Consider the following 21,236-nt stretch of genomic DNA (forward strand, 5'->3'; position numbering starts at 1 on the left):
AAGCTGGCCAGGATTGCCTTTGCCCTGATGACCAGCCAACAGCCGTATCGGCCCCAGGTCGGCATGGCTGATTGACATGGAATCTCCCACATTGCAGCGAAAGGCTTGTGCCATGGATTGGCTCTCCTCCCCTTTCAACCGTGGGGATGGCGCATCGCGCCTCCCCCGGTCTTTTTCCCGATGGATCAGAAGTGCACTTTGACCAGCAGGCTGGCGGTGTTCTGGTCGGTGCCATCGAGGATCACGTCACCCAGGAAGCTCTCGCTGTCGATGCCGTACTTGTCCTTCCAGTAGTCGTACTCGAAACCGACGTAGAGCTGCTTCTCGCCCCAACCCATCGACTTGCCCAGGTCGTACTTCACCTGTGGGTTGAAGTGCAGGTTGGCGTGGTAGGTGCCGCGATCGTTCTCATCGTTGTCCACCACCCAGTCCATGAAGCCATCGATCAGGATGTCGGAATTGCCCACCGGAATGGTGTAGCTCCACACCGGAGTGATCTGCCAGACGTCGTCGCCCGGACGGCTGCCATCAGTCTGGCGGTTGTAGAAGTTGACCTGGAAGAAGTCGAAGCCGGGAATGGCCAGGTCGAAGCCCGGGCCGATCAGGTAGGATTCGACGTCGCCTTCACCAAACTCGTAGGTCATGGCCAGCAGCACGTCGGTCACAGGGCCGAACTGGATCTTCTGGTCGAAGATCTTGCCGAAGGACAGGCGCGGCTGGAATTCGCCGTAGTAGGTGTTGTCGCCCACCTGCGCGTCCTTCTCGCCGTTGTAGAAGATCTTGTCCACGAAGAAGAAGTTATCGCCGTACTTCCAGCCATCCGCATGCTCGAAGGTGCCGGTTTGCTGGATTTCCGGATTGACCTTGAAGTTCTGGCCATAGAGGTAGGTCAGGCTGTTGTTCTGCCAGAACAGCAGGTCACCGGCGATGGCCTGGCCGCCCCCGAGCAGGCCGGTCGAGAGGGCAAGGCAGTGCGGCAGATACTTGGCATTCATGGTTTTTTCCCTTGTTGTAGTGGGTTTTCAGTTTTTCCGCCCCGCACCCACCCGGAGCCCGCCCCGGTTTCCGGGCAGGCTGCAGGCAGGTACGGGATTGGAGGGAGTTGCGCGCGCCGTGCGTCAGCCGGTCAGGCCGAGGCGGTGTTGGCGGGCGATGCCGGACGGGCTGTCTTCAGCGTTGCGCTGTTCGGCTACGTCCAGGGAGTACTGCCTGGCCTCGGTGGTCGAGGACAGGAGGAAGCATTCTTCTACGTCGGCATTTCTGTCCGGCTGGTCCGGGCAGCAGTGCAGGCAGCCGAACACAGGTGCCAGGGCGCTGGTGGCGGACAGATGAGCAAGCAACGGATGGGGACCTGCGAAGCGGTATCGCCTCGCCTGCGGCCGGCGGTGGGCGCCGTGCCTGAGGTCGTCACGAACCTCGGAGATATCGAATGAACTCATGGGTAAAGCCTGCCTATTGTTTTTGTCGGTCGTGGGCTTACAGGGTGGCGTGAGCCCCCTCATGCAGTTGCTTCATCAGAAAAAGCTGATCCGGCGGTCAGATTTTGCGAATTATATACACTCTGTGAACAACTCAAACAACAGTTTCTTTCAGAATTGTGTACAACATTTCGAGCCTGATTCGCTCCAGGTCGATGGAACGCCTCTGGAACGGCGCTTGCGTACCGGAACGGTTCAGGGATTGGTCTTTTCCTTCTGGCGCTTCAGGAAATCGACTTTCCACTGCTCCATCCCGAGGTATTCGGAATCCAGATTGGCTTCCACCTGATAGCGGGCCTTGAGTGCATCCACTTCCTGGCGGTGCTCGGCGAGAAAGCGATCGAAGCGAGCGATCAGTTCGGGGTACTTGAGGCTGGAAAGGTTGAAGGTGCCGCGGGTGTGGGGCAGCTTCGGGTCGAACACCAGGGCCCCTGGTCGCGCACGGATGTTGTCCAGGTAGTAAGAGGCGACCACCACGTTGTAATAGGCGCCGTCAGCCTCCTGCTTCATGGCCTGCTTGATCATCTGCCCAAGGTCGTCACTGCGCACAACCTGGGTATGACCCGCATCGATGCGGTCCTGGTAGGTCCAGGGCGTCCAGCCGTCCACCACCGCCAGCCTGGCCAATTGGTCCACGCCCTGCCCCTGACGCTTGGGCGCTACCAGCACACCGTCCACGTACTCCACCACCGGCAGGCTGTAGCGGATGTTCTTGCCACCTTTCAGGTCGCCCGCCCAGTTAGCGTTGTCGGGGTACTTGAAATCGATGCTGCCATTGAGCAGATGCTTGGTGAGTTGGTTGACCGGCAGCGCCTGGTACTGGATATCCAGTCCGGCATCACGCGCGAACAGATCCAGCAATTCGCGGGCAAAGCCCTGGTACTCGCCCTGATCGCTCATCCAGTAATGGGGCTGGAAGGATTGCTGCTCGACACCAATCACATAGGTCTGCGCCAGGGCGCCATTCGCGGACAAAAGGCCAGCAGCCAGCCAGCCGAAAACCCGAGGTTTCATAACCTCCTCCTTGTTTTCCATTGCGCGGGAAAGACAGGAGCGGGACGACCCGCTCCCGGTTACGGGTTACTCGCCGAGCACCAGTTGGCGCGCCAGCTCGTTGTGGCGCTCCAGCACGCGCGGGAGGTCCACGGTCACGACCTGGCCATCGCGTACGACCACCTTGCCGTTGATCACACTGGTGGACACGTGGGTCGGGGTGCAGAACACCAGCGCCGCCAGCGGGTCGTGGAGCGCGCCGGCATAGGCGATGTGATTGAGGTCGAAGGCGACGAAGTCAGCCGCCATGCCCGGCGCCAGGGCACCGATATCATCCCGGTTGAGCACCTTGGCGCCGCCCAGGGTGGCGATCTCCAGGGCCTCGCGCGCGGTCATGGCATCCGGCCCGAAACCAACCCGCTGCAGCAGCAGCGCCTGGCGCACTTCGCCGATCATGCTGGCGCCGTCGTTGGAGGCGGAGCCGTCCACGCCCAGGCCCACCGGCACGCCGGCGTCGCGCATGCGCCGCACCGGGGCGATGCCGGAGGCGAGGCGCATGTTCGAGCAGGGGCAGTGGGCAACACCGGTACCGGTGCGGGCGAACAGCTCGATGCCGTGCTCGTCCAGTTGCACACAGTGGGCATGCCATACGTCGTGGCCCACCCAGCCCAGGTCCTCAGCGTATTCGGCCGGGGTCATGCCAAACTTCTCGCGGCTGTAGGCGATGTCGTTGACGTTCTCGGCCAGGTGGGTGTGCAGCGAGACGCCGTAATGGCGCGCAAGCACGGCGGCTTCACGCATCAGATCGCGACTGACGGAGAACGGCGAGCACGGCGCCACGACGACCCGCAGCATCGAGCCATGGGACGCATCGTGGTAGTCCTCGATCAGGCGCTGCGACTCCTTGAGGATGTCCGCTTCCTTCTCCACCACGGAGTCCGGCGGCAGACCGCCCTGGCTGCGACCGACGCTCATGCTGCCGCGCGCGGCGTGGAAGCGCATGCCGATCTCACCGGCGGCGTGGATGCTGTCATCCAGCTTGCAGCCGTTGGGATAGATGTAGAGGTGGTCGCTGGAGGTGGTACAGCCGGAGAGAATCAGCTCGGCCATGGCGGTCTGGGTCGAAACGCCGATCATTTCAGGGGTCAAGCGCGCCCAGATCGGATAGAGGTTGGTCAGCCAGTTGAACAGCTCGCCGTCCTGGGCGGCCGGCACCACGCGGGTCAGGCTCTGGTACATGTGATGGTGGGTGTTGACCAGGCCGGGAATGACGATCTTGCCCTTCATATCCAGCACTTCGTCGGCGGTCTGCGGCAGTTCGCTGCTCGGCCCGACCTGCACGATGCGGTTGTCCTCGATGAACATCCCGCCCTGCCGGATTTCCCGGCGCTGGCCATCCATGGTCACCAGCAGGTCGGCGTTCTTGATCAAGAGTGTCTTGGCCATACAGGGCTCCTTGTAGGGTGCGCCGTGCGCACCGGAAGTTGTTGGTGCGCACGGCGCACCCTACGCAAAAGCGTATGTACTGCTTGGAATTCGGATTGCGAGGGCGGTTAGCCGCCAGTCATGCTCATGAAACGAACCACCTGGACCTGGGAATCCGCTTCGAAATGGTGTCTCTCGGGCTTGAGCCTGAGCGCATCGATCAGCGCCGAGCGCAGCCTTTCCCTGTCTCCGGGATGGCGACGGATCAGCGCCTTGAGATCCAGTGCGCCTTCATGGCCGAGGCAAAGCACCAGCTTTCCTTCGGCGGTGACGCGCACGCGATTGCAGTCGCCGCAGAAGTTGCGGCTATGGGGAGAGATGAAACCGACCTGGGTTTCAGTGCCGATCACCTGGTAATAACGCGACGGGCCACCAGTGCGATAGCTGCTGGGCAGCAGCTGGAAGCGTTGGCCAACTCGCTCGCGCACCTCTTCCGAGGTACACAGGGTGACCTTGCGCTCGTGGCTGGAGATGCTGCCAAGGGGCATCTCCTCGATGAAGCTGATGTCCAGCCCATGCTCGACCGCGAAGGCAACGAGGTCCTGTACCTCATCATCGTTGCGACCTTTCTGCACCACGGTGTTCAGCTTGATCCGGCGAAAGCCCGCGGTACGCGCCGCGTCGATTCCGGCAAGCACCTGGTCGAGACGGTCGCGGCGAGTGAATGCGGCAAAGCGTTCGCGCTGCAGGGAGTCGAGACTGATATTCAGGCGGGTAACGCCGCTGCGACGAAGATCGGTGGCCATGTGCGCGAGCTGGGAGCCGTTGCTGGTGATGGCCAGGTCTTCCAGTTCCTCGCGGGCGCCGAGTCGCGCCAGCAGGGAGGTCAGCCCCTTGCGTACCAGCGGCTCACCACCGGTGATACGGATGCGCTTCACACCGAGGTCGATGAAGGCATCGGCGACGGCATAGAGTTCTTCGAGGCTGAGGATCTGCGCCCGGGGAGCGAAGACCATGTCCTCGCTCATGCAGTAGGTGCACCGGAAGTCGCAACGGTCAGTGACCGAGAGGCGCAGATACGAAATTCGACGCCCGAAGGGGTCGAGCAAGTGGTTGTCTTGCATGGGTGACGTCTGCCGCAACACGCACCGGACAGGGCACCGATGACATGGACGGATGCGGAATGGAAACAGAATAGAATTATTTTGTATACAGGAAATTCATCCAGTAGCTCGCTTGAGAGCCATTTGATGCCGGTGATACCATGCCCGACCTCTCGCCGGCCGGCCTTCCGGGCGCTTCGGTGAGCCAATAAAGGAGCCGATGTGAGTAGCATTCGCGAGCGCAACAGAGACCTCATCCTGCGCGCGGCCAGCGAGGAATTCGCCGACAAAGGGTTCGCCGCCACCAAGACGAGCGACATCGCGGCCAAGGCCGGCCTGCCCAAGCCCAACGTCTACTACTACTTCAAGTCGAAAGAGAACCTCTACCGCGAAGTTCTCGAGAGCATCGTCGAGCCGCTCCTGCAGGCGTCCGCGCCCTTCAACCAGGCCGGTCATCCCCACGAAGTGCTCACGGCCTACATCCGCTCGAAGATCCGTATCTCCCGCGACCTGCCCTATGCGTCCAAGGTGTTCGCCAGCGAAATCATGCACGGTGCACCGCACCTTTCGCCGGAACAGACCGAGCAGCTCAACCTGCAGGCAAAGCACAACATCGACTGCATCCAGGGCTGGATCGATCAGGGACTGATGGCCAAGGTCGATCCCCACCACCTGCTGTTCAGCATCTGGGCCGCAACCCAGACCTACGCTGATTTCGACTGGCAGATTTCCACCGTCACCGGCAAGTCCAGCCTCAGCGAGGCCGACTACGACGCCGCCGCGGAAACCATTATCCGCCTGGTGATCAAGGGCTGCGAAGTAGAAGAAAAGATTTCGGCGAAGAGCGCCTGATACCGGCCTCACCGGACCCTGCTGTAGGGGCGAATTCATTCGCCAAGGGCTGCGCAGCGGCCCCTACCCTTCTCCGCTCCACACCGATAATCCGGATATGGCAGTCCTTTGGACTGCTTGGCGAATGAATTCGCCCCTACAGAAGAGCAGCCCCTTCTAGCCATAGTCGCGATTTTGCCCCCCTAAAGACTTCGCCCCCACAGAGATGCACTCCCTGTGGGGGCGAATTCATTTGCTAAGGGCTGCGCAGCAGCCCCCATCAACGATCAGGCTGCGCCAGCATCGGCCTTCAGGCCGGCCGCTTCCACGGCGGTGACCGCACACTGCTCATCGATATCCGACGTATCGCCACTGATGCCAATGGCGCCGATCACCGCCCCCTGACCATCACGAATCAGCACACCGCCCGGCGCCGGGACCAGGTTGCCGTCGGCCAGATTGTTCACCGCACCGATGAACGCCGGACGCTGTTGCGCGTCCGCGGCGATCAGGCGCGAGCCCTTACCCAAGGCCACCGCGCCCCAAGCCTTACCGATGGCGATCTGCGGGCGAAGCATGCTGGCGCCGTCCTGGCGCTGCAGGGTGATCAGATGGCCGCCGGCATCCAGCACGGCGATCGTCAGTGGCGCGGTGCGTAGCTCCCGACCAACGGTCAGGGCGTGATTGGAAATGCTCACAGCGGTTTCCAGGGTCAGGGTGGTCATTTTCAAGCGTTCCTCGTGAGTGGTTGAACCTTGTGCGGCGTCGTCCGGGTCAGGGTTGGCGCACTCCTGTATCCACGCGGGCATTTTCCAGCCCGTCCTGCGACGCATCCGAAAGCTGTAGCTCACTATCTCACCGAACACAAAAAAATCAACAGATAGATACAATCACATTATTTTTTGTATACAGTATTTCCGTCAGCGTTCTGACCACCGCTGGAGAGCCCCATGAAACAGGCGTTTTAAAAGAGTCGACGCCCTGCGACCTTTAGCCTCACAAATGGCCTTGACCCTTCAGTCAGACGATGAATAGAATCCAGCCACGTAGCTTGTATACAATTTTCACAAGAAAGAGGCACAAAACATGGCCAAAATGAGAGCAATCGAGGCTGCCGTCCTGGTGATGCGTCGCGAAGGCATCGACACCGCGTTCGGCATCCCCGGCGCCGCCATCAACCCGCTGTACGCAGCCCTGAACAAGATCGGCGGCATTGACCATGTACTGGCCCGCCACGTCGAAGGCGCCTCGCACATGGCTGAGGGTTACACCCGCACCAACGCAGGCAACATCGGCGTCTGCATCGGTACCTCCGGCCCCGCCGGTACCGACATGGTCACCGGTCTGTACTCGGCATCCGCCGACTCCATCCCGATCCTCTGCATCACCGGCCAGGCTCCGCGTGCCCGTCTGCACAAGGAAGACTTCCAGGCCGTCGATATCACCAGCATCGTCAAGCCCGTCACCAAGTGGGCAACCACCGTTCTGGAACCGGGCCAGGTGCCGTACGCCTTCCAGAAGGCCTTCTATGAAATGCGCAGCGGCCGTCCTGGCCCCGTGCTGATCGACCTGCCGTTCGACGTGCAGATGGCCGAGATCGAGTTCGACATCGACGCCTACCAGCCGCTGCAGGTAGTGAAGCCGTCCGCCAGCCGCATCCAGGCCGAGAAGGCCCTGGCCATGCTGAACGACGCCGAGCGTCCGCTGCTGGTCGCCGGTGGCGGCATCATCAATGCCGATGCCTCGGACAAGCTGGTGGAGTTCGCCGAACTGACCGGCGTGCCGGTAGTTCCGACCCTGATGGGCTGGGGCACCATCCCCGATGACCATCCGCTGATGGCTGGCATGTGCGGTCTGCAGACCTCGCACCGCTACGGCAACGCCACCGTGCTGGAGTCCGACCTGGTGTTCGGTATCGGTAACCGCTGGGCCAACCGCCACACCGGTTCCGTCGACGTTTACACCCAGGGCCGCCGCTTCATCCACGTGGACATCGAACCCACCCAGATCGGCCGCGTATTCACCCCGGACCTGGGCATCGTTTCCGACGCCGGCTCCGCGCTGGACGCATTCCTGGAAGTCGCCCGCGAATGGAAAGCCGCAGGCAAGCTGAAAGACCGCAGCGCCTGGGTCGAGTCCTGCCGCGAGCGCAAGCGCACCATGCAGCGCAAGACCCACTTCGACAACGTGCCAGTCAAGCCGCAGCGCGTATACGAAGAGATGAACGAGTTCTTCGGCAAGGACACCTGCTACGTCAGCACCATCGGTCTGTCGCAGATCGCCGGCGCGCAGTTCCTGCACGTCTACAAGCCGCGTCACTGGATCAACTGTGGCCAGGCGGGCCCGCTGGGCTGGACCGTTCCGGCTGCCCTGGGCGTGGTCAAGGCCGACCCGACTCGTCCGGTCGTTGCACTGTCCGGCGACTATGACTTCCAGTTCATGATCGAAGAGCTGGCCGTGGGTGCGCAGTTCAACCTGCCCTACATCCACGTACTGGTGAACAACTCCTACCTGGGTCTGATCCGTCAGGCGCAGCGCGGCTTCGAAATCGACTTCTGCGTGCAGCTGTCCTTCGAGAACGTCAACGCACCGGAACTCAACGGCTACGGCGTGGACCACGTCGCGGTGGTCGAGGGCCTGGGCTGCAAGGCGATCCGCGTGCATGACGCCAACGACCTGCAAGCCGCCTTCGCCAAGGCCAAGCAGCTGATGGAAGAGTTCCGCGTACCGGTTGTGGTCGAGGTCATCCTGGAGCGTGTCACCAACATCTCCATGGGTACCGAAATCAACGCGATCAACGAGTTCGAGGACCTGGCCCTGACCGGCGCCGACGCTCCGACCGCCATCTCGCTGCTGGATTGATTGCCGTCTTCCCCTCTCCTATTCGTGGTGGGAGAGGGGCTTTCACCTCCCCTCTCCCGTCCGCGGGAGGGGGGAATCAGAAGGAGACACTCATGCCCCGTTTTGCTGCCAACCTGTCCATGCTGTTCACCGAAGTGGACTTCCTGGACCGATTCGCCGCTGCCGCCGAAGCCGGCTTCAGTGGTGTCGAATACCTCTTCCCCTACGACTTCCCTGTAGAGGAAATCCGCGCACGCCTGGACGCCAACAAACTGGAGCAGGTGCTGTTCAACCTGCCGGCCGGTGATTGGGGCAAGGGCGAACGTGGCATCGCCTGCCACCCGGACCGCGTGGAAGAATTCCGTGCAGGTGTGGACAAGGCCATCGCCTACGCCAAGGTGCTGGGCAATACCCAGATCAACTGCCTGGCCGGCATCCGCCCACAGGGCTACGACTGCGCGACCATCGAGAGCACCTTCGTGGAGAACCTCAAGTTCGCCGCCGAGAAGCTCCAGGCCGCCGGCATCAAGCTGGTGATGGAAGCCATCAACACCCGCGACATCCCCGGCTTCTACCTGAACAACACCAAGCAGGCCCTGGCCATCCGCGAAAAAGTGGGCAGCGCCAACCTGTTCCTGCAGTACGACATCTACCACATGCAAATCATGGAAGGAGACCTGGCGCGCACCGTCGAGTCCAACCTCGCCGCGATCAACCATGTGCAGCTTGCCGACAACCCGGGCCGCAATGAGCCGGGCACTGGCGAGATCAACTTCCGCTTCCTCTTCGCGCACCTGGACCGTATCGGCTACCAGGGCTGGATCGGCTGTGAATACAAGCCGGCAACCACCACCGCTGCCGGCCTGGGCTGGCTGAAAACCCATAACGCCATCTAAGAACGAGGTATTCAACATGGCCAAGATCGGATTCATCGGCACCGGCATCATGGGCAAGCCCATGGCTCAGAACCTGCAGAAAGCCGGCCACACCCTGTTCTTCTCCGAGCACTTCGACAAGGCTCCGGCTGACCTGCTGGGCGAGAACGGCGTAGCCCTGGCCAACCCCAAAGAGGTTGCCCAGGAAGCCGAGTTCATCATCGTCATGGTTCCGGACACCCCCCAAGTGGAAGACGTCCTGTTCCGTAAGGACGGCGTGATTGAAGGCGCTGGCGTCGGCAAAGTCGTGATCGACATGAGCTCCATCTCCCCCACCGCCACCAAAGTCTTCGCCGAGAAGATCAAGGCTACCGGCACTGCCTACCTGGACGCCCCGGTTTCCGGCGGCGAAGTAGGCGCCAAGGCCGCGACCCTGAGCATCATGGTCGGTGGTTGCCCGAACGCCTTCGAACGCGCCCTGCCGCTGTTCCAGGCCATGGGCAAGAACATCACCCGCGTGGGTGCCAACGGTGACGGCCAGACCGCCAAGGTGGCCAACCAGATCATCGTTGCCCTGAACATCCAGGCCGTTGCCGAAGCCCTGCTGTTCGCTGCGAAGAACGGTGCAGATCCGGCCAAGGTACGTGAAGCCCTGATGGGTGGATTCGCCGGCTCCAAGATCCTGGAAGTCCACGGCGAGCGCATGATCAAGGGCACCTTCGATCCGGGCTTCCGCATCAGCCTGCACCAGAAGGACCTGAACCTGGCACTGTCCGGCGCCCGCGAACTGGGCCTGAACCTGCCGAACACCGCCAATGCCCAGCAAGTGTTCAGCACCTGCGCGGCCATCGGTGGCAGCAATTGGGACCACTCCGGCCTGATCAAGGGCCTGGAGCACATGGCCAACTTCTCGATTCGCGAGGAGTGATGTTTCGTAGGACGGGCTGAGCGCCAGCGCTGCCCATCGATCCGGCAGCTCCCGCGATGGCCAGCGCCCGCTCTTCCCGTCCTACGATCCCTTTCGACCCTCCTGGTCCGCGGTGACACGGCGCCAACGACCAGGAAGGTCGATTCCAGTCCCGAGCTGCTGCGTGCGGCAGTTCGGGACTGAAATCGGCCAGACACGCCCGGCGACCCACTTCGTCGGCACACCGCCTTAGAACAAGAATCCGCTCATCTGGAGCCTGCCATGTCCCTCGATCCCAAAGCCTTCCTGCGCGACCTGTTCGCCACCGCAATCGCCGCCGCCCACCCGCGCCAGGTCCTGGCCGACCACCTGCCCTCCGATCGCTCCGGCCGCGTCATCGTCATCGGCGCCGGCAAGGCAGCCGCCGCCATGGCAGAAGTGATCGAGCGCGAGTGGCAAGGCGAGATCTCCGGCCTGGTGGTGACCCGCTACGACCACGGCGCCAACTGCAAGAAAATCGAAGTGGTCGAGGCCGCCCACCCGGTACCCGATGCCGCCGGCCTGGAAACCGCCCAGCGCGTACTGGAACTGGTGAGCAATCTCGACGAGTCGGACCGGGTGATCTTCCTGCTTTCCGGCGGCGGTTCCTCCCTGCTCGCCCTGCCCGCCGAGGGCCTGACCCTCAAGGACAAGCAGGCGATCAACAAAGCCCTGCTGAGATCCGGCGCCTCCATCTCCGAGATGAACTGCGTGCGCAAGCACCTATCGGCGATCAAGGGCGGCCGCCTGGCCAAGGCCTGCTGGCCGGCGACCGTCTACACCTATGCGATCTCCGACGTGCCGGGCGACGAGGCCACCGTGATCGCCTCCGGCCCCACCGTTGCCGACCCGACGACGTCGGCCGAAGCCCTCGCGATCCTCGCCCGCTACGAAATCGAGGTACCGACCCACGTGCGCGCCTGGCTGCAGGACCCACGTTCGGAAACCGTCAAACCGGGTGATCCCTGCCTGTCCCGCAGCCACTTCCAGTTGATCGCCACTCCGCAGCAGTCCCTCGATGCCGCTGCCGAGAAAGTACGCGCCGCCGGCCTCACCCCGCTGATCCTCGGCGACCTGGAAGGCGAATCCCGCGAGGTCGCCAAAGTCCATGCCGGCATCGCCCGCCAGGTCGTGCTGCATGGCCAGCCGATCAAGCCGCCGTGCGTGATCCTCTCAGGCGGCGAAACCACCGTGACCGTGCGCGGCAATGGCCGTGGCGGGCGCAATGCCGAGTTCCTGCTGAGCCTGACCAATACCCTGAAGGGCCTGCCGGGCGTCTACGCCCTGGCCGGCGACACCGACGGCATCGACGGTTCCGAGGACAACGCAGGCGCCATCATGACCCCTTGCAGCTACGCTCGCGCCGCCAAGCAGGAGCTGTCCGCCAGCGACGAACTGGACAACAACAACGGATACGGGTATTTCGCCGCACTCGGTGATCTCATCGTCACCGAACCGACCCGCACCAACGTGAACGACTTCCGCGCCATCCTGATCCTCGAGAGCCCTGAAAATGACGCCTGACAAGAAAGTAAAAATCCTCGCCACCCTCGGTCCGGCGATCAAAGGCATCGACGACATCCGCCAACTGGTGGAAGCCGGCGTCAACCTGTTCCGCCTGAACTTCAGCCACGGCGAGCACGCCGATCACGCCCAGCGCTATCAGTGGGTGCGTGAAGTCGAGCGCCAGCTGAACTACCCCATCGGCATCCTGATGGACCTGCAAGGTCCGAAGCTGCGCGTTGGTCGCTTCGCTGACGGCAAGGTCAACCTCGAACGCGGCCAGGCGTTCCGCCTGGACCTGGACACCACCCCAGGCGATGCGGTCCGGGTCAACCTGCCGCACCCGGAAATCATCGAGGCCCTGGAACCCGGCATGAACCTGCTGCTGGACGACGGTCGCCTGCGCCTGCAAGTGACGGCCCGCCACGCCGATGCAGTGGAAACCACCGTGATTGCCGGCGGCGAACTGTCCGACCGCAAGGGCGTCAACGTGCCGGAAGCGGTACTGCAACTCTCGCCGCTGACCGCCAAGGACCGCCGTGACCTGGACTTCGGTCTGGACCTGGGTGTGGACTGGGTCGCCCTGTCGTTCGTGCAGCGCCCAGAAGACATCGTCGAAGCCCGCGAGCTGATCAAGGGCCGCGCCTTCCTCATGGCCAAGATCGAGAAGCCCTCGGCCGTGGTGCATCTGGAAGAAATCGCCCGCCTCTGTGACGCCATCATGGTTGCCCGTGGCGACCTGGGCGTCGAAGTGCCGGCGGAGAATGTGCCGCGCATCCAGAAGGACATCATCCGCACCTGCCGCCAGCTGGGCCGTCCGGTCGTGGTGGCTACGCAGATGCTGGAATCCATGCGCTTCTCCCCTGCCCCGACCCGCGCCGAGGTGACCGACGTCGCCAACGCCGTGGCCGAGGGTACCGACGCGGTGATGCTCTCCGCTGAAACCGCTTCCGGCGACTACCCGCTCGAAACCGTGCAGATGATGAGCAAGATCATTCGCCAGGTGGAAAACGGCCCGGACTTCCAGAGCCAGCTCGACGTCAGTCGTCCGCAGGCCGAGGCCACCGCGTCCGACGCCATCAGCTGCGCCATCCGCCGCATCAGCAGCATCCTGCCGGTAGTCGCACTGGTGAACTACACCGAGTCCGGCAGCTCCAGCCTGCGCGCGTCCCGCGAGCGGCCGAAGGCGCCGATCCTCAGCCTGACGCCGAATCTGCATACCGCACGTCGCCTGACCGTGGCCTGGGGTATCTACTCGGTCGTCAATGAACGCCTGCACAAGGTCGAGGAAGTCACCAGCACCGCGCTGGAGATCGCCCAGGCCCAAGGCATGGCCAAGCGTGGCGACACCGTAGTGATCACCGCCGGCGTGCCGTTCGGCCAGCCGGGCAGCACCAATAGCCTGCGGATCGAAACCCTGAACTGATGTGAAACACCCGGCGCGACGGAGTCCAAAGAGAACCCGCGCTCCCCGCACCGGCCTCGATGCCGGGCGATAACAGAAATCCCATCTGGCTACCGCCAGTTAATCGGCGCCCCCTCACCGGGGCGCCACTTTTTTGCAAGCTGCCATGTACCGACTGCCCCTACGACCCGAAGTCCGTAGCTGGGCTTCTGCCCAGTTGAACGGTTTCAGCCAGATATTCCTCCAGCGTCATCCCGCTTGCGGCGCGCTGATCCTGCTCGCCATCGCGGTGGGCGCTCCCAACCTGCTGGGCGGAGCTCTGCTCGGCGGAGCCGCCTCCTGGCTCACTGCCGTACGCCGCCGCTATGCCCCCGCAGACATCGAAGCCGGCCTCTACGGCTACAACGGCGTGCTGCTCGGCCTTCTGCTGAGTGCGCGCTTCGAACCTTCGCTCTACCTGGCACTGCTAATTCTCTGCGCCAGCGGGTTGTCCAGCCTGGTGCTCAATCCCCTGCTCAAGGCGGTTCGCCAACACAACTGGCTGCCCGCCTACACCGCGCCCTTCGTTGGCCTCGGCTGGCTGTTGCTGGCCCTGGGAGGGCCACTGGAACTGGCGCCTGCCCCGATGATTGCCACCACCCTGCAATTCGGCTGGGTCGATACGCCGCTGGCGATCGTGCGGGGCATCGGCCAGGTGATTTTCCTCGACCAGCCAATCGCCGGCGCCCTGGTAATCGGCGCCCTGTTCCTCGCCGGATGGCGAGTGGGCGTCTGGGCTCTGCTCGGTTCTGGTACCGCGCTGGCCCTGGCACTGCTCCAGGGTATGCCGATGCAGGCGGTGCTGGCAGGCCTGTTCAGTCTCAACGGAGCGCTCATCGCCCTGGCACTCGGCAAGGATCTGCGTCGCCCGTGGTGCGCGCTGGCCGGCATCCTGCTGGGGGTTGCCCTGCAACCCGGTTTCGCCGCCCTCGGCCTGCCAGCCATGACCGCGCCCTTCATCCTCGCTTGCTGGCTAGTGCTGGTGACCAAGCGAATGATGGGGCTGGCACAGCCTGCGCAGTCACGGACGCAGTAGGAGCGGTAAGCCCCCAGATAAAAAAGCCCGGACCAGGTCCGGGCTTTTTCATTGGGCTTGAGACGCTTCAGGCGATCTTCGCCAGCAGGTCACGCGCTTCCTGTTTCTGCTGGTCGTCGCCTTCGCTGATGACTTCGTTGAGGATGCTGCAGGCCGCCTCGATATTGCCTTGCTTGATGTAGGCGAGCGCCAGGTTCAGCTTGGTGAGGTTCTCCTGGCGGGCATCCAGCATGTCCAGTGCTTCCAGGCTGACCATGGGATCGACGAACTCCGCCGTGAGCTCGTCCAGGCTTTCGGCCTGGGGCAGTTCCGGCAGCTCGCCGAAGGGGCTCAGGGTATCGTCGTCCAGGGTCATCTCGAAGACTTCCGGCAGCTCCTGGAGATTGGTCGGGAAGCCCAGGTCGTCTTCCACAGTCGCGAAGGCTTGGACCACAGTTGCCTTGCGCTTGGGCTCGGCCGTCTTGAACGGGCTGACCTGTTCCCAGTCGGCATCCAGCGGGTAGCCATTGAAGTCGGATTGCGCGCCCTCAATAGGCTCGTTGCTCGCCTCGGACAGAGCCGGAGCCGCTTCGTCCAGTACGAACACCGGTTCGCTCGGCGCCACAAAACCCACGTCCGCATAACGAGCACAGATGGCGGCCAGGCGTCCTTCATCGGCATGCAGGTCGCGTAGAGCCGCTTCTTCGAGGGTGAAGGCAACCGTGTCACGCAACTCGCCCAGCACTTCCAGCAGGCGATAACGCAGCTCCAGGCGCTGCGGCTCCTGTGCAACAGCCGGACGCAGAACAGCCAGGGCTTCGCGCCAGCGGCCGTAAGCGATGTAGATATTGGCGCCTTCCAGCGCGTCGGAATTGAGCTTGGCGACGGGCATCGCGACAACGACCGGCGACACAGCGACGGGAGCGACCGGAGCGGGCTTCGGCATTGCCGGGGCCACTGGCTGCACTTCCTCCCGACGATGCTGGAAGGCCACCTTGGCCTTGCCGGTGGTCTGGGCTTCTTCCAGCTCCTGCTCCTGCTCCTCACGACGGGAACGACGCAGCAGCACCCAATCCAGGAGGAACAACAGCACCAGGCCGGAAACCATGATCGCCCACCAGACCGGGCTGATACCGGAGCTGCCTGACTGCACGGGAGCGAGCGAAGTCTGCTCGGCGGCCTGGGCGGCCTGGGCGGCCTGGGCGGCCTGGGCGGCCTGGGCGGCAGGAATGATTGCAGGTGCGGGCGCTGGCTGGGCTTTCGGTGCCTCGCTTACCACTGGAGGAGTGGCGATCTGCTGGACTTGCTGCTGCAGCGAGGTCATCTGCTGGTCGCTGCCGCTCAATTGCTCTTGCATGGCGTCCAGCTTCGCCTGGAGCTCGGCGATGTGCTGACGCAGTTCTGCACGTTCGGCCTCGCCCTGGGCAATGCTGGAATCCACTCGCTGCTGGGCCTGGGTCAGTTCGTCAAGAGTCGGCCCGGACGGAGCGGCGGCCACCGGTGTCGCCGCCTGAGTCTCATTCGGCGCTGCGATAGGCGCTACAGCGACGGGAGCGCTGCTCGGCACGGCGCTATCGGGCAGCAGCAGGGATTGGCCGGCATGCAGACGATTGAGGTCGCCATCCGGGAACGCCTGGGGATTGAGGGAGTAGATGCCATCCAGCATCTGCTGCTGGGTCATGCCACTGCCTGCGCTCAGGCGCTTGGCGATCGCCCAGAGGCTGTCACCCCGTGCGACCTGGTAGTGCTTGCCCTGGGTAGCGGCAGGTGCCGGCTTGGGTTGTACCGGCGCGACGGGGGCGGTTGCGACAATCGTCTCACGAACCGGTATGACCGGTGCGGTGCTTGCGGTGTAGGCCGAACCGGGCGGATCCAGCAGCAGGGTGTACTCGCGCAGCAGCTTGCCGTTGGGGCGAGCCACTTCGACGATGAAATTCAGGTAGGGCTCACGGACGGGCTGGTTGGACACCACGCGAATGCGGCTGCCCGAGCCACGGATCACCGGACTGAAGCGAAGGTCGTTGAGAAAGATGAAGCGGTCGACACCGGCACGGTCGAAGTCATCGGCAGAAGCCAGCCTGACCTTGATCTCGCTGTCGTTGAGGTCGCCGACTTCGAGTAGCTCGATTTCGGCATCCAATGGCTGATTCAGGGCGGAATGCAGGGAGATTTCGCCTAGCCCCAGAGCTGGCACCAGGCCTGAATAAAGTGCAGAGCCTGAAGCAAGTGTCAGCAGGAGCTTGTGAACCCTCGCCATATGTCCTCCCCGGTCACGCGTATTCGCGAGTCGCACCTCTGATGTCCCGCCCGGGCATCCTCGAAGTGACGCGAAAATCCGTTGACCTCAAAACAACAATGATAGCGGGATGCCGCTCCTTATCCATCCCACGCAACACCAGACATGACGGGCGTCCTGCACCTTCATCCAGCATAATGGCAGCTGGCCACAAACCTGTTCTGTAGCTTACTCCACTATAGGAAAAAATTAACCAGGGTCTTGACAAAATTTTCGTCGTGCGAATTGCACGTTCAAGACCTTGCAGAGCGCACGCCCCAGGCGGGTGCCACCGCCAGCAGGAAGAGCAGCGCAACCAGCCAGAAGCTCTGCTCGAACGCCAGCGCTTCAGCCGCTGCAGTGCCCCCTTCTGCCCCATGGCGCCACTCCAGGAAGAAGGTCAGCAGGTTGACTCCGAAGGCGCCACCCAACTGGCGTACGAAGGTGATCGCGCCGGCCCCCAGGGCCAGTTCCTCGGCACTCAGGACATCCAGTGCGCCCGTACTCATGGCGGGCAGGAGCAACCCGAGCCCCAACCGCCCAACGCAGGCCCATCCGCACAGCGCCAGGAATGAAGCTCCCTGGCCAGCCAGCCCTAATGCGGCTGACGAGACTGCGAACACCAGCAGGCCGAACACCAGCATGGACGCAGCCGAGAGGCGGTCGCTGGCCCAGCCGCCGAGAAAAGAGGCTAGCCCCAGCACTACGCCAGTTGGTAGCAGCAGAAGACCGGCCTGGCCGGCGCTGTACCCTTCTACCGTCTGCAGGAAAAGTGGAATCAGGTACGTGGAACCGTACAGCCCCAGCCCGAGCACCAGGGCGACCCAGCTTGCCTTGCGAAATGCGGGATGGCGCCACAGCTGCAATGGCAGCAGCGGCCGCTCGCAGGCGCGACTGCGCCGCAGGAAGAGGAAGGCGCATCCCATGCCCAGCAGCCCTGGTATCCAGGCGCTGGGGGCCATCCAGCCGAAGCGCTGTGCCTCGGCCAAGGCACCCAGCAGGGCGAACAGCGCAACACTGAGCAGGGCGAAGGCGCGGAGATCCACGCCGGGCGTATTGCGGTCGCGTACGCTGGGCATCAACCACTGAGCCCCAAGCAGGGCCAGTAGGCAAAGTGGCAAGGGAAGCCAGAACACCGCCTCCCAACCGAAGTGGTCGATCAGATAGCCGCCGATGGTGGGCCCAAGGGTCGGCGCCACCATGATGCCCAGTCCATAGATACCCAGGGCCAGGCCACGGCCGCCTTCGGAATAGACACGGAAGATCAGTACCATCGCCAACGGCTGGATGATGCCGGCGCAGGCGCCCATGACGATCCGCAGGGCAATCAGCTGCCAGGCCGCATCCGCCACCAACGCCAACAAGGAAGCCAGGCTGAACAGGCCAAGCCCGAGCTGCACGGTGCGCCGCGCACCCAGCCGAGACTGGCTCCAGGCGGCCAGCAGCAAGCCAGCCGTCATCGCGGCGAGAAACCCGGTCGAAAGCCATTGCGCCAGTGGCCGGCCGATATCGAAGTCGGACATGATCGCCGGCAGTGCGACATTGATGCTGGTGGAAGCGAGGATCATCGCCATGCTGCCGAGCATCAGCAGGCCCAGCAGCCATTGTGGATAGCGAGCGCCGAAGCGCTCGTGCAGCGCTTCCAGGTCCTGCCCCATCAGAGGCGATCCAGGTTCGCCAGAATCCGTGCGTGAACCTGTTGGCAATGGCGCAACTCGTCATCGTCGATGCCGTCGAAGAGTTCCTGGCGCAATTGACTGGAGATGGCTTCGATCTTCTCGATCAGAGGGCGGGCCGGAGGGCACAGGGCGATCTTCTTTGCGCGCCGGTCTTCGACGACGGCCATGCGCTGGATCAGGCCCTGCGCCTCGAGGCTGTCCAGCAAGCGAGCCAGGGTCGGGCCTTCGACTCCGACGCTCTTGGCCAGCTCGCGCTGGGTCGGAGATTCGACGAAACGGGAGAGGTGCAGCAGCACCAGCCAGCGTGCCTGGGACAGACCCATGCCAGCCAGGCGACGGTCGAGTTCAGCGCGCCATGCGCGGGACATCTGCGCGAGCTGCATGGCGAAACGGTGTTGATCGGGGTAGGACATCGAATTGACTCGGACTTCTTATACTAATAATTAGCCAGCTAACCATAGCCGAAAGCCGCGAGCAAGCCCCCTGCCCTACCACTTCACATACTGGTCCTCGACGAATCCCCACATTTTTTCGATCCGGACCGGCGCGCGCCCCGCCGGGCGCAGCGTGCCGCTAAAACGACCGAAGACTTGCTTGAAATTGCTTGCAATGAAACCCAGGTTCAGCCGCTCCTCGTGCAGCCCCTCGCCCTCGAAGGTGAGCTCGACCTGACCATCGTGGGAGGCGATGGTCCAGGTCTTCAGCGGCTGGTCGCGATCGAAGGTGAAGCGCACCGTATCGACTTTCAGCAATTCCCCGTCCAGCCAGAAGCAGTTCTCGGTGAAGCTCGTCTCGTTCACCCCGCAGGACAGGTTCAGGCCGACCCGCAGCCCATCAGCCAGCCCGGACAGGCACGCCCAGTTCCAGTTGGTTTCCGGGCGCATGTAGCCCGCCGACCAGTCGTGATGGGCGAAGGCACCGATCTGCGCCAGATCGAAGTTGCCCAGGGCGCTTTTTATACTCCCCTGGCAGGCGACCCCCGCCACCTTCTGCGCATAAACCCAGCCATTCACGGCCGTCGGCGTGCAGATGCACATGGGCTGGAAGGCCGGTTCCCGTTCGCTGAACCAGGCGTCGATGCGGGTGCCGTCGTCCAGCTCTACCAACAGGCGCTTCTGCGCGGAATCCGCACGGTTCTCCAGGCGCAACAGGTTGCGACCCTGGCGCAGTTCGCAGACGCCGTCATCCGGCGTTTGGGAAAAGGTGGTCCCGAAGCCCAGCGGCAGCTTGAACTGGCGCTCGATCATGCGTCCGCTGGCTGGATGGAAGAGATAGACGAAGCCGACGCCCACCAGGCTCAGGTTGGCCAGGGCGCAGCCGCCGATCAGCTCGTCACTGAGCAAGCCGAAGTACTGGAACTGATGGAAGCGCCGCCACTTCGCCAGAGCCCCCAGGCGCCGCCCCATGGGCGAGCGGAAGTCGAAGTCGCGGTAGTTGATGAGGTCCGGCGCAGCGGAAAAGATGCCGTAGCGTGGCTGGCCGTCGGCCTGGATCAGCTTGTCCATGCGGATCGCTCGAAACGGAAGGAGCCGCGATGCTAGCACCGGCCGCTGCGTCGGACAGTCACGGCGCGCGCCATCCGGAGCGACGAATTGAGTTCTGCACGAAAAGTGGCCGAGCGTAGGTAGTTTTCGTCAGAACTCAGGCCACCACCCGATTGCGGCCGAATGCCTTGCCCTCGTACAGGGCACGATCCGCATGCTCATACAGTTCGTAGAGTTTGCCCAATGGCATGCCCGGCAGCGGTTGGATGCAGGCAACACCGATGGACATGGTCAGCACCGGCGCGGTAGGCGAGGCTTCATGCTGGATGGACTCGCCTTCCAGGGCCGCTCGCAGCTTCTCGGCGCAGCGACGCGCTTCCTGTTCGCCGATGTCATAGAGCAGCACCGCGAATTCCTCGCCGCCCAAGCGCACCGCCATGTCGAGCGGGCGACGCGCGGTGTCTTCGAGGACACGCGCCACCTGTTGCAGCACCTGGTCGCCGGCCTGGTGGCCATAGCGGTCGTTGTAGGCCTTGAAATGATCGACGTCGCAGAGCAACAGGGCCAACCCGTGCTGCTCCCGCTGGGCCTGTCGCCACAATCGCTCCAGCTGGCGATTGAAGCTGCGGCGGTTGTACAGGCCGGTAAGGCTGTCGTGGTCGGCCAGCACGCGCATCAGGCGGCTGATAAGGAAATGCTCGCGCGACTTGAATTCCAGCAGGTAACAACCGACCGCACCCGCCAGATTGCCGAACAGCAGGAACAGCAGATTGTTCACCAGTCGCGGCCAGGGCAGCCCGGCCCAGAGCTCCAGCCCGACATAGGCCAGCACCATCACCAGGGAAACGCCCAGCGCCTCCACAAGGCGCAGCCCTACAAGGAAATAGGCCGCCATGCACACCAGCAGCAAGCCTTCATAGGGGAACGACGGATCGCTGCGATGGGCGATGGCCACCACCGCCGCGGCACCTATGCCAAGGGCGCCGATGCAGACCAGGCTGAGGGGTGCCAGGAGGTGGCGCTGCCGCCGCTGGAGCATGAGGACGCCGCACACCAGCAGCAATCCCAGCACACCCAGCCGCACCGCCAGCATCCACCAGCGTTCCTCGCTGCTGATCAGATAGAAATCGAGCACGGCGAACGCCAGCCAGATCAGCAGGCCGACACTGAGGGCGATGCGCTTGAGATCGAAATTCTCTTCGAGGAAATAATCGCGGTACTCGCGCTCCAACGAGCGCGTGAAACGCAAATGCCGAAATCCCAGCTCGAGCTGATCGGCATAGGGATTGGGGCGAACGTCGTTTAGCCAGGCAGTATTGCTGTAGGACACAACTACCTCTTCTG

18 protein-coding genes are annotated in these 21,236 nt (G+C 63.3%); 7 read left to right on the top strand and 11 right to left on the bottom strand.

What is annotated here, in order from left to right; translation table 11 throughout:
* Positions 1-185 precede the first annotated feature (185 nt).
* The 5 genes from MnOB_RS01065 to moaA all read right to left on the bottom strand — a co-directional run bounded on the left by MnOB_RS01065 (position 186) and on the right by moaA (position 5,020).
* A complete protein-coding gene (locus tag MnOB_RS01065) occupies positions 186-995 on the bottom strand; it encodes an outer membrane protein OmpK (protein WP_077520981.1) in 810 nt (269 codons plus the stop codon).
* Between the two features lie 123 nt (positions 996-1,118).
* The gene (locus MnOB_RS01070; protein ID WP_077520984.1) at positions 1,119-1,439 is read right to left on the bottom strand and encodes a hypothetical protein; all 321 of its coding nucleotides are present in this window, start codon (positions 1,437-1,439) and stop codon (positions 1,119-1,121) included.
* Positions 1,440-1,673: 234 nt separating this feature from the next.
* On the bottom strand, positions 1,674-2,492 hold the full coding sequence (locus MnOB_RS01075; RefSeq protein WP_077520986.1) for a substrate-binding periplasmic protein: 819 nt from the start codon (positions 2,490-2,492) through the stop codon (positions 1,674-1,676).
* 66 nt (positions 2,493-2,558) lie between these two features.
* Positions 2,559-3,917, bottom strand: coding sequence for an 8-oxoguanine deaminase (locus MnOB_RS01080; protein ID WP_077520989.1), 1,359 nt, complete (start codon positions 3,915-3,917; stop codon positions 2,559-2,561).
* Positions 3,918-4,024: 107 nt separating this feature from the next.
* Entirely contained in the window at positions 4,025-5,020 is a 996-nt protein-coding gene (moaA, locus tag MnOB_RS01085) for a GTP 3',8-cyclase MoaA (RefSeq protein ID WP_077520993.1), read from the bottom strand.
* A 201-nt stretch (positions 5,021-5,221) separates the two neighbouring features.
* Between moaA and MnOB_RS01090 the strand changes: the two genes are divergently transcribed.
* Positions 5,222-5,851, top strand: coding sequence for a TetR/AcrR family transcriptional regulator (locus tag MnOB_RS01090; RefSeq protein WP_077520996.1), 630 nt, complete (start codon positions 5,222-5,224; stop codon positions 5,849-5,851).
* Between the two features lie 266 nt (positions 5,852-6,117).
* Here the strand turns inward: MnOB_RS01090 and MnOB_RS01095 are convergent, their stop codons facing one another.
* Complete coding sequence (locus tag MnOB_RS01095; protein WP_077520999.1) at positions 6,118-6,555, bottom strand: GlcG/HbpS family heme-binding protein; 438 nt, start codon at positions 6,553-6,555, stop codon at positions 6,118-6,120.
* A 361-nt stretch (positions 6,556-6,916) separates the two neighbouring features.
* On the opposite strand from MnOB_RS01095, the gene gcl reads away from it, so the two are divergent.
* The 6 genes from gcl (at position 6,917) to MnOB_RS01125 (ending at position 14,475) form a co-directional block, all read left to right on the top strand.
* Positions 6,917-8,692 carry a glyoxylate carboligase gene (gcl, locus tag MnOB_RS01100; protein ID WP_077521002.1) on the top strand — a complete coding sequence of 592 codons (1,776 nt, stop codon included), beginning with the start codon at positions 6,917-6,919 and terminating at the stop codon, positions 8,690-8,692.
* Positions 8,693-8,784: 92 nt separating this feature from the next.
* Positions 8,785-9,567, top strand: coding sequence for a hydroxypyruvate isomerase (gene hyi, locus MnOB_RS01105; protein ID WP_077521005.1), 783 nt, complete (start codon positions 8,785-8,787; stop codon positions 9,565-9,567).
* Between the two features lie 16 nt (positions 9,568-9,583).
* Entirely contained in the window at positions 9,584-10,474 is an 891-nt protein-coding gene (locus MnOB_RS01110; RefSeq protein ID WP_077521008.1) for a 2-hydroxy-3-oxopropionate reductase, read from the top strand.
* A 261-nt stretch (positions 10,475-10,735) separates the two neighbouring features.
* Entirely contained in the window at positions 10,736-12,016 is a 1,281-nt protein-coding gene (locus tag MnOB_RS01115) for a glycerate kinase type-2 family protein (RefSeq protein WP_077521010.1), read from the top strand.
* A complete protein-coding gene (gene pyk / locus MnOB_RS01120; RefSeq protein WP_077521013.1) occupies positions 12,006-13,421 on the top strand; it encodes a pyruvate kinase in 1,416 nt (471 codons plus the stop codon). The genes MnOB_RS01115 and pyk overlap by 11 nt, the downstream gene beginning before the upstream one ends.
* A gap of 145 nt (positions 13,422-13,566) precedes the next feature.
* Positions 13,567-14,475, top strand: a complete 909-nt coding sequence (locus tag MnOB_RS01125; RefSeq protein ID WP_077521016.1) for an urea transporter — start codon at positions 13,567-13,569, stop codon at positions 14,473-14,475.
* 67 nt (positions 14,476-14,542) lie between these two features.
* On the opposite strand, the gene MnOB_RS01130 is transcribed toward MnOB_RS01125, so the two are convergent.
* From MnOB_RS01130 to MnOB_RS01150, 5 genes are all read right to left on the bottom strand, one after another.
* A complete protein-coding gene (locus MnOB_RS01130; protein ID WP_077521019.1) occupies positions 14,543-16,711 on the bottom strand; it encodes a motility hub landmark protein FimV in 2,169 nt (722 codons plus the stop codon).
* Positions 16,712-16,983: 272 nt separating this feature from the next.
* Positions 16,984-18,387 (bottom strand): DHA2 family efflux MFS transporter permease subunit, encoded by a 1,404-nt coding sequence (locus tag MnOB_RS01135; protein WP_077521022.1) that lies wholly within the window; start codon positions 18,385-18,387, stop codon positions 16,984-16,986.
* Positions 18,387-18,821, bottom strand: a complete 435-nt coding sequence (locus MnOB_RS01140) for a MarR family transcriptional regulator (RefSeq protein ID WP_077521026.1) — start codon at positions 18,819-18,821, stop codon at positions 18,387-18,389. The genes MnOB_RS01135 and MnOB_RS01140 overlap by 1 nt, the downstream gene beginning before the upstream one ends.
* Positions 18,822-18,896: 75 nt before the next feature.
* On the bottom strand, positions 18,897-19,913 hold the full coding sequence (locus MnOB_RS01145; protein ID WP_077521029.1) for a DUF2804 domain-containing protein: 1,017 nt from the start codon (positions 19,911-19,913) through the stop codon (positions 18,897-18,899).
* 136 nt (positions 19,914-20,049) lie between these two features.
* Positions 20,050-21,222 (bottom strand): GGDEF domain-containing protein, encoded by a 1,173-nt coding sequence (locus MnOB_RS01150; RefSeq protein ID WP_077521032.1) that lies wholly within the window; start codon positions 21,220-21,222, stop codon positions 20,050-20,052.
* Positions 21,223-21,236 lie beyond the last annotated feature (14 nt).

Source organism: Metapseudomonas resinovorans (assembly GCF_002003485.1).
Lineage (GTDB): Bacteria > Pseudomonadota > Gammaproteobacteria > Pseudomonadales > Pseudomonadaceae > Metapseudomonas > Metapseudomonas resinovorans_D.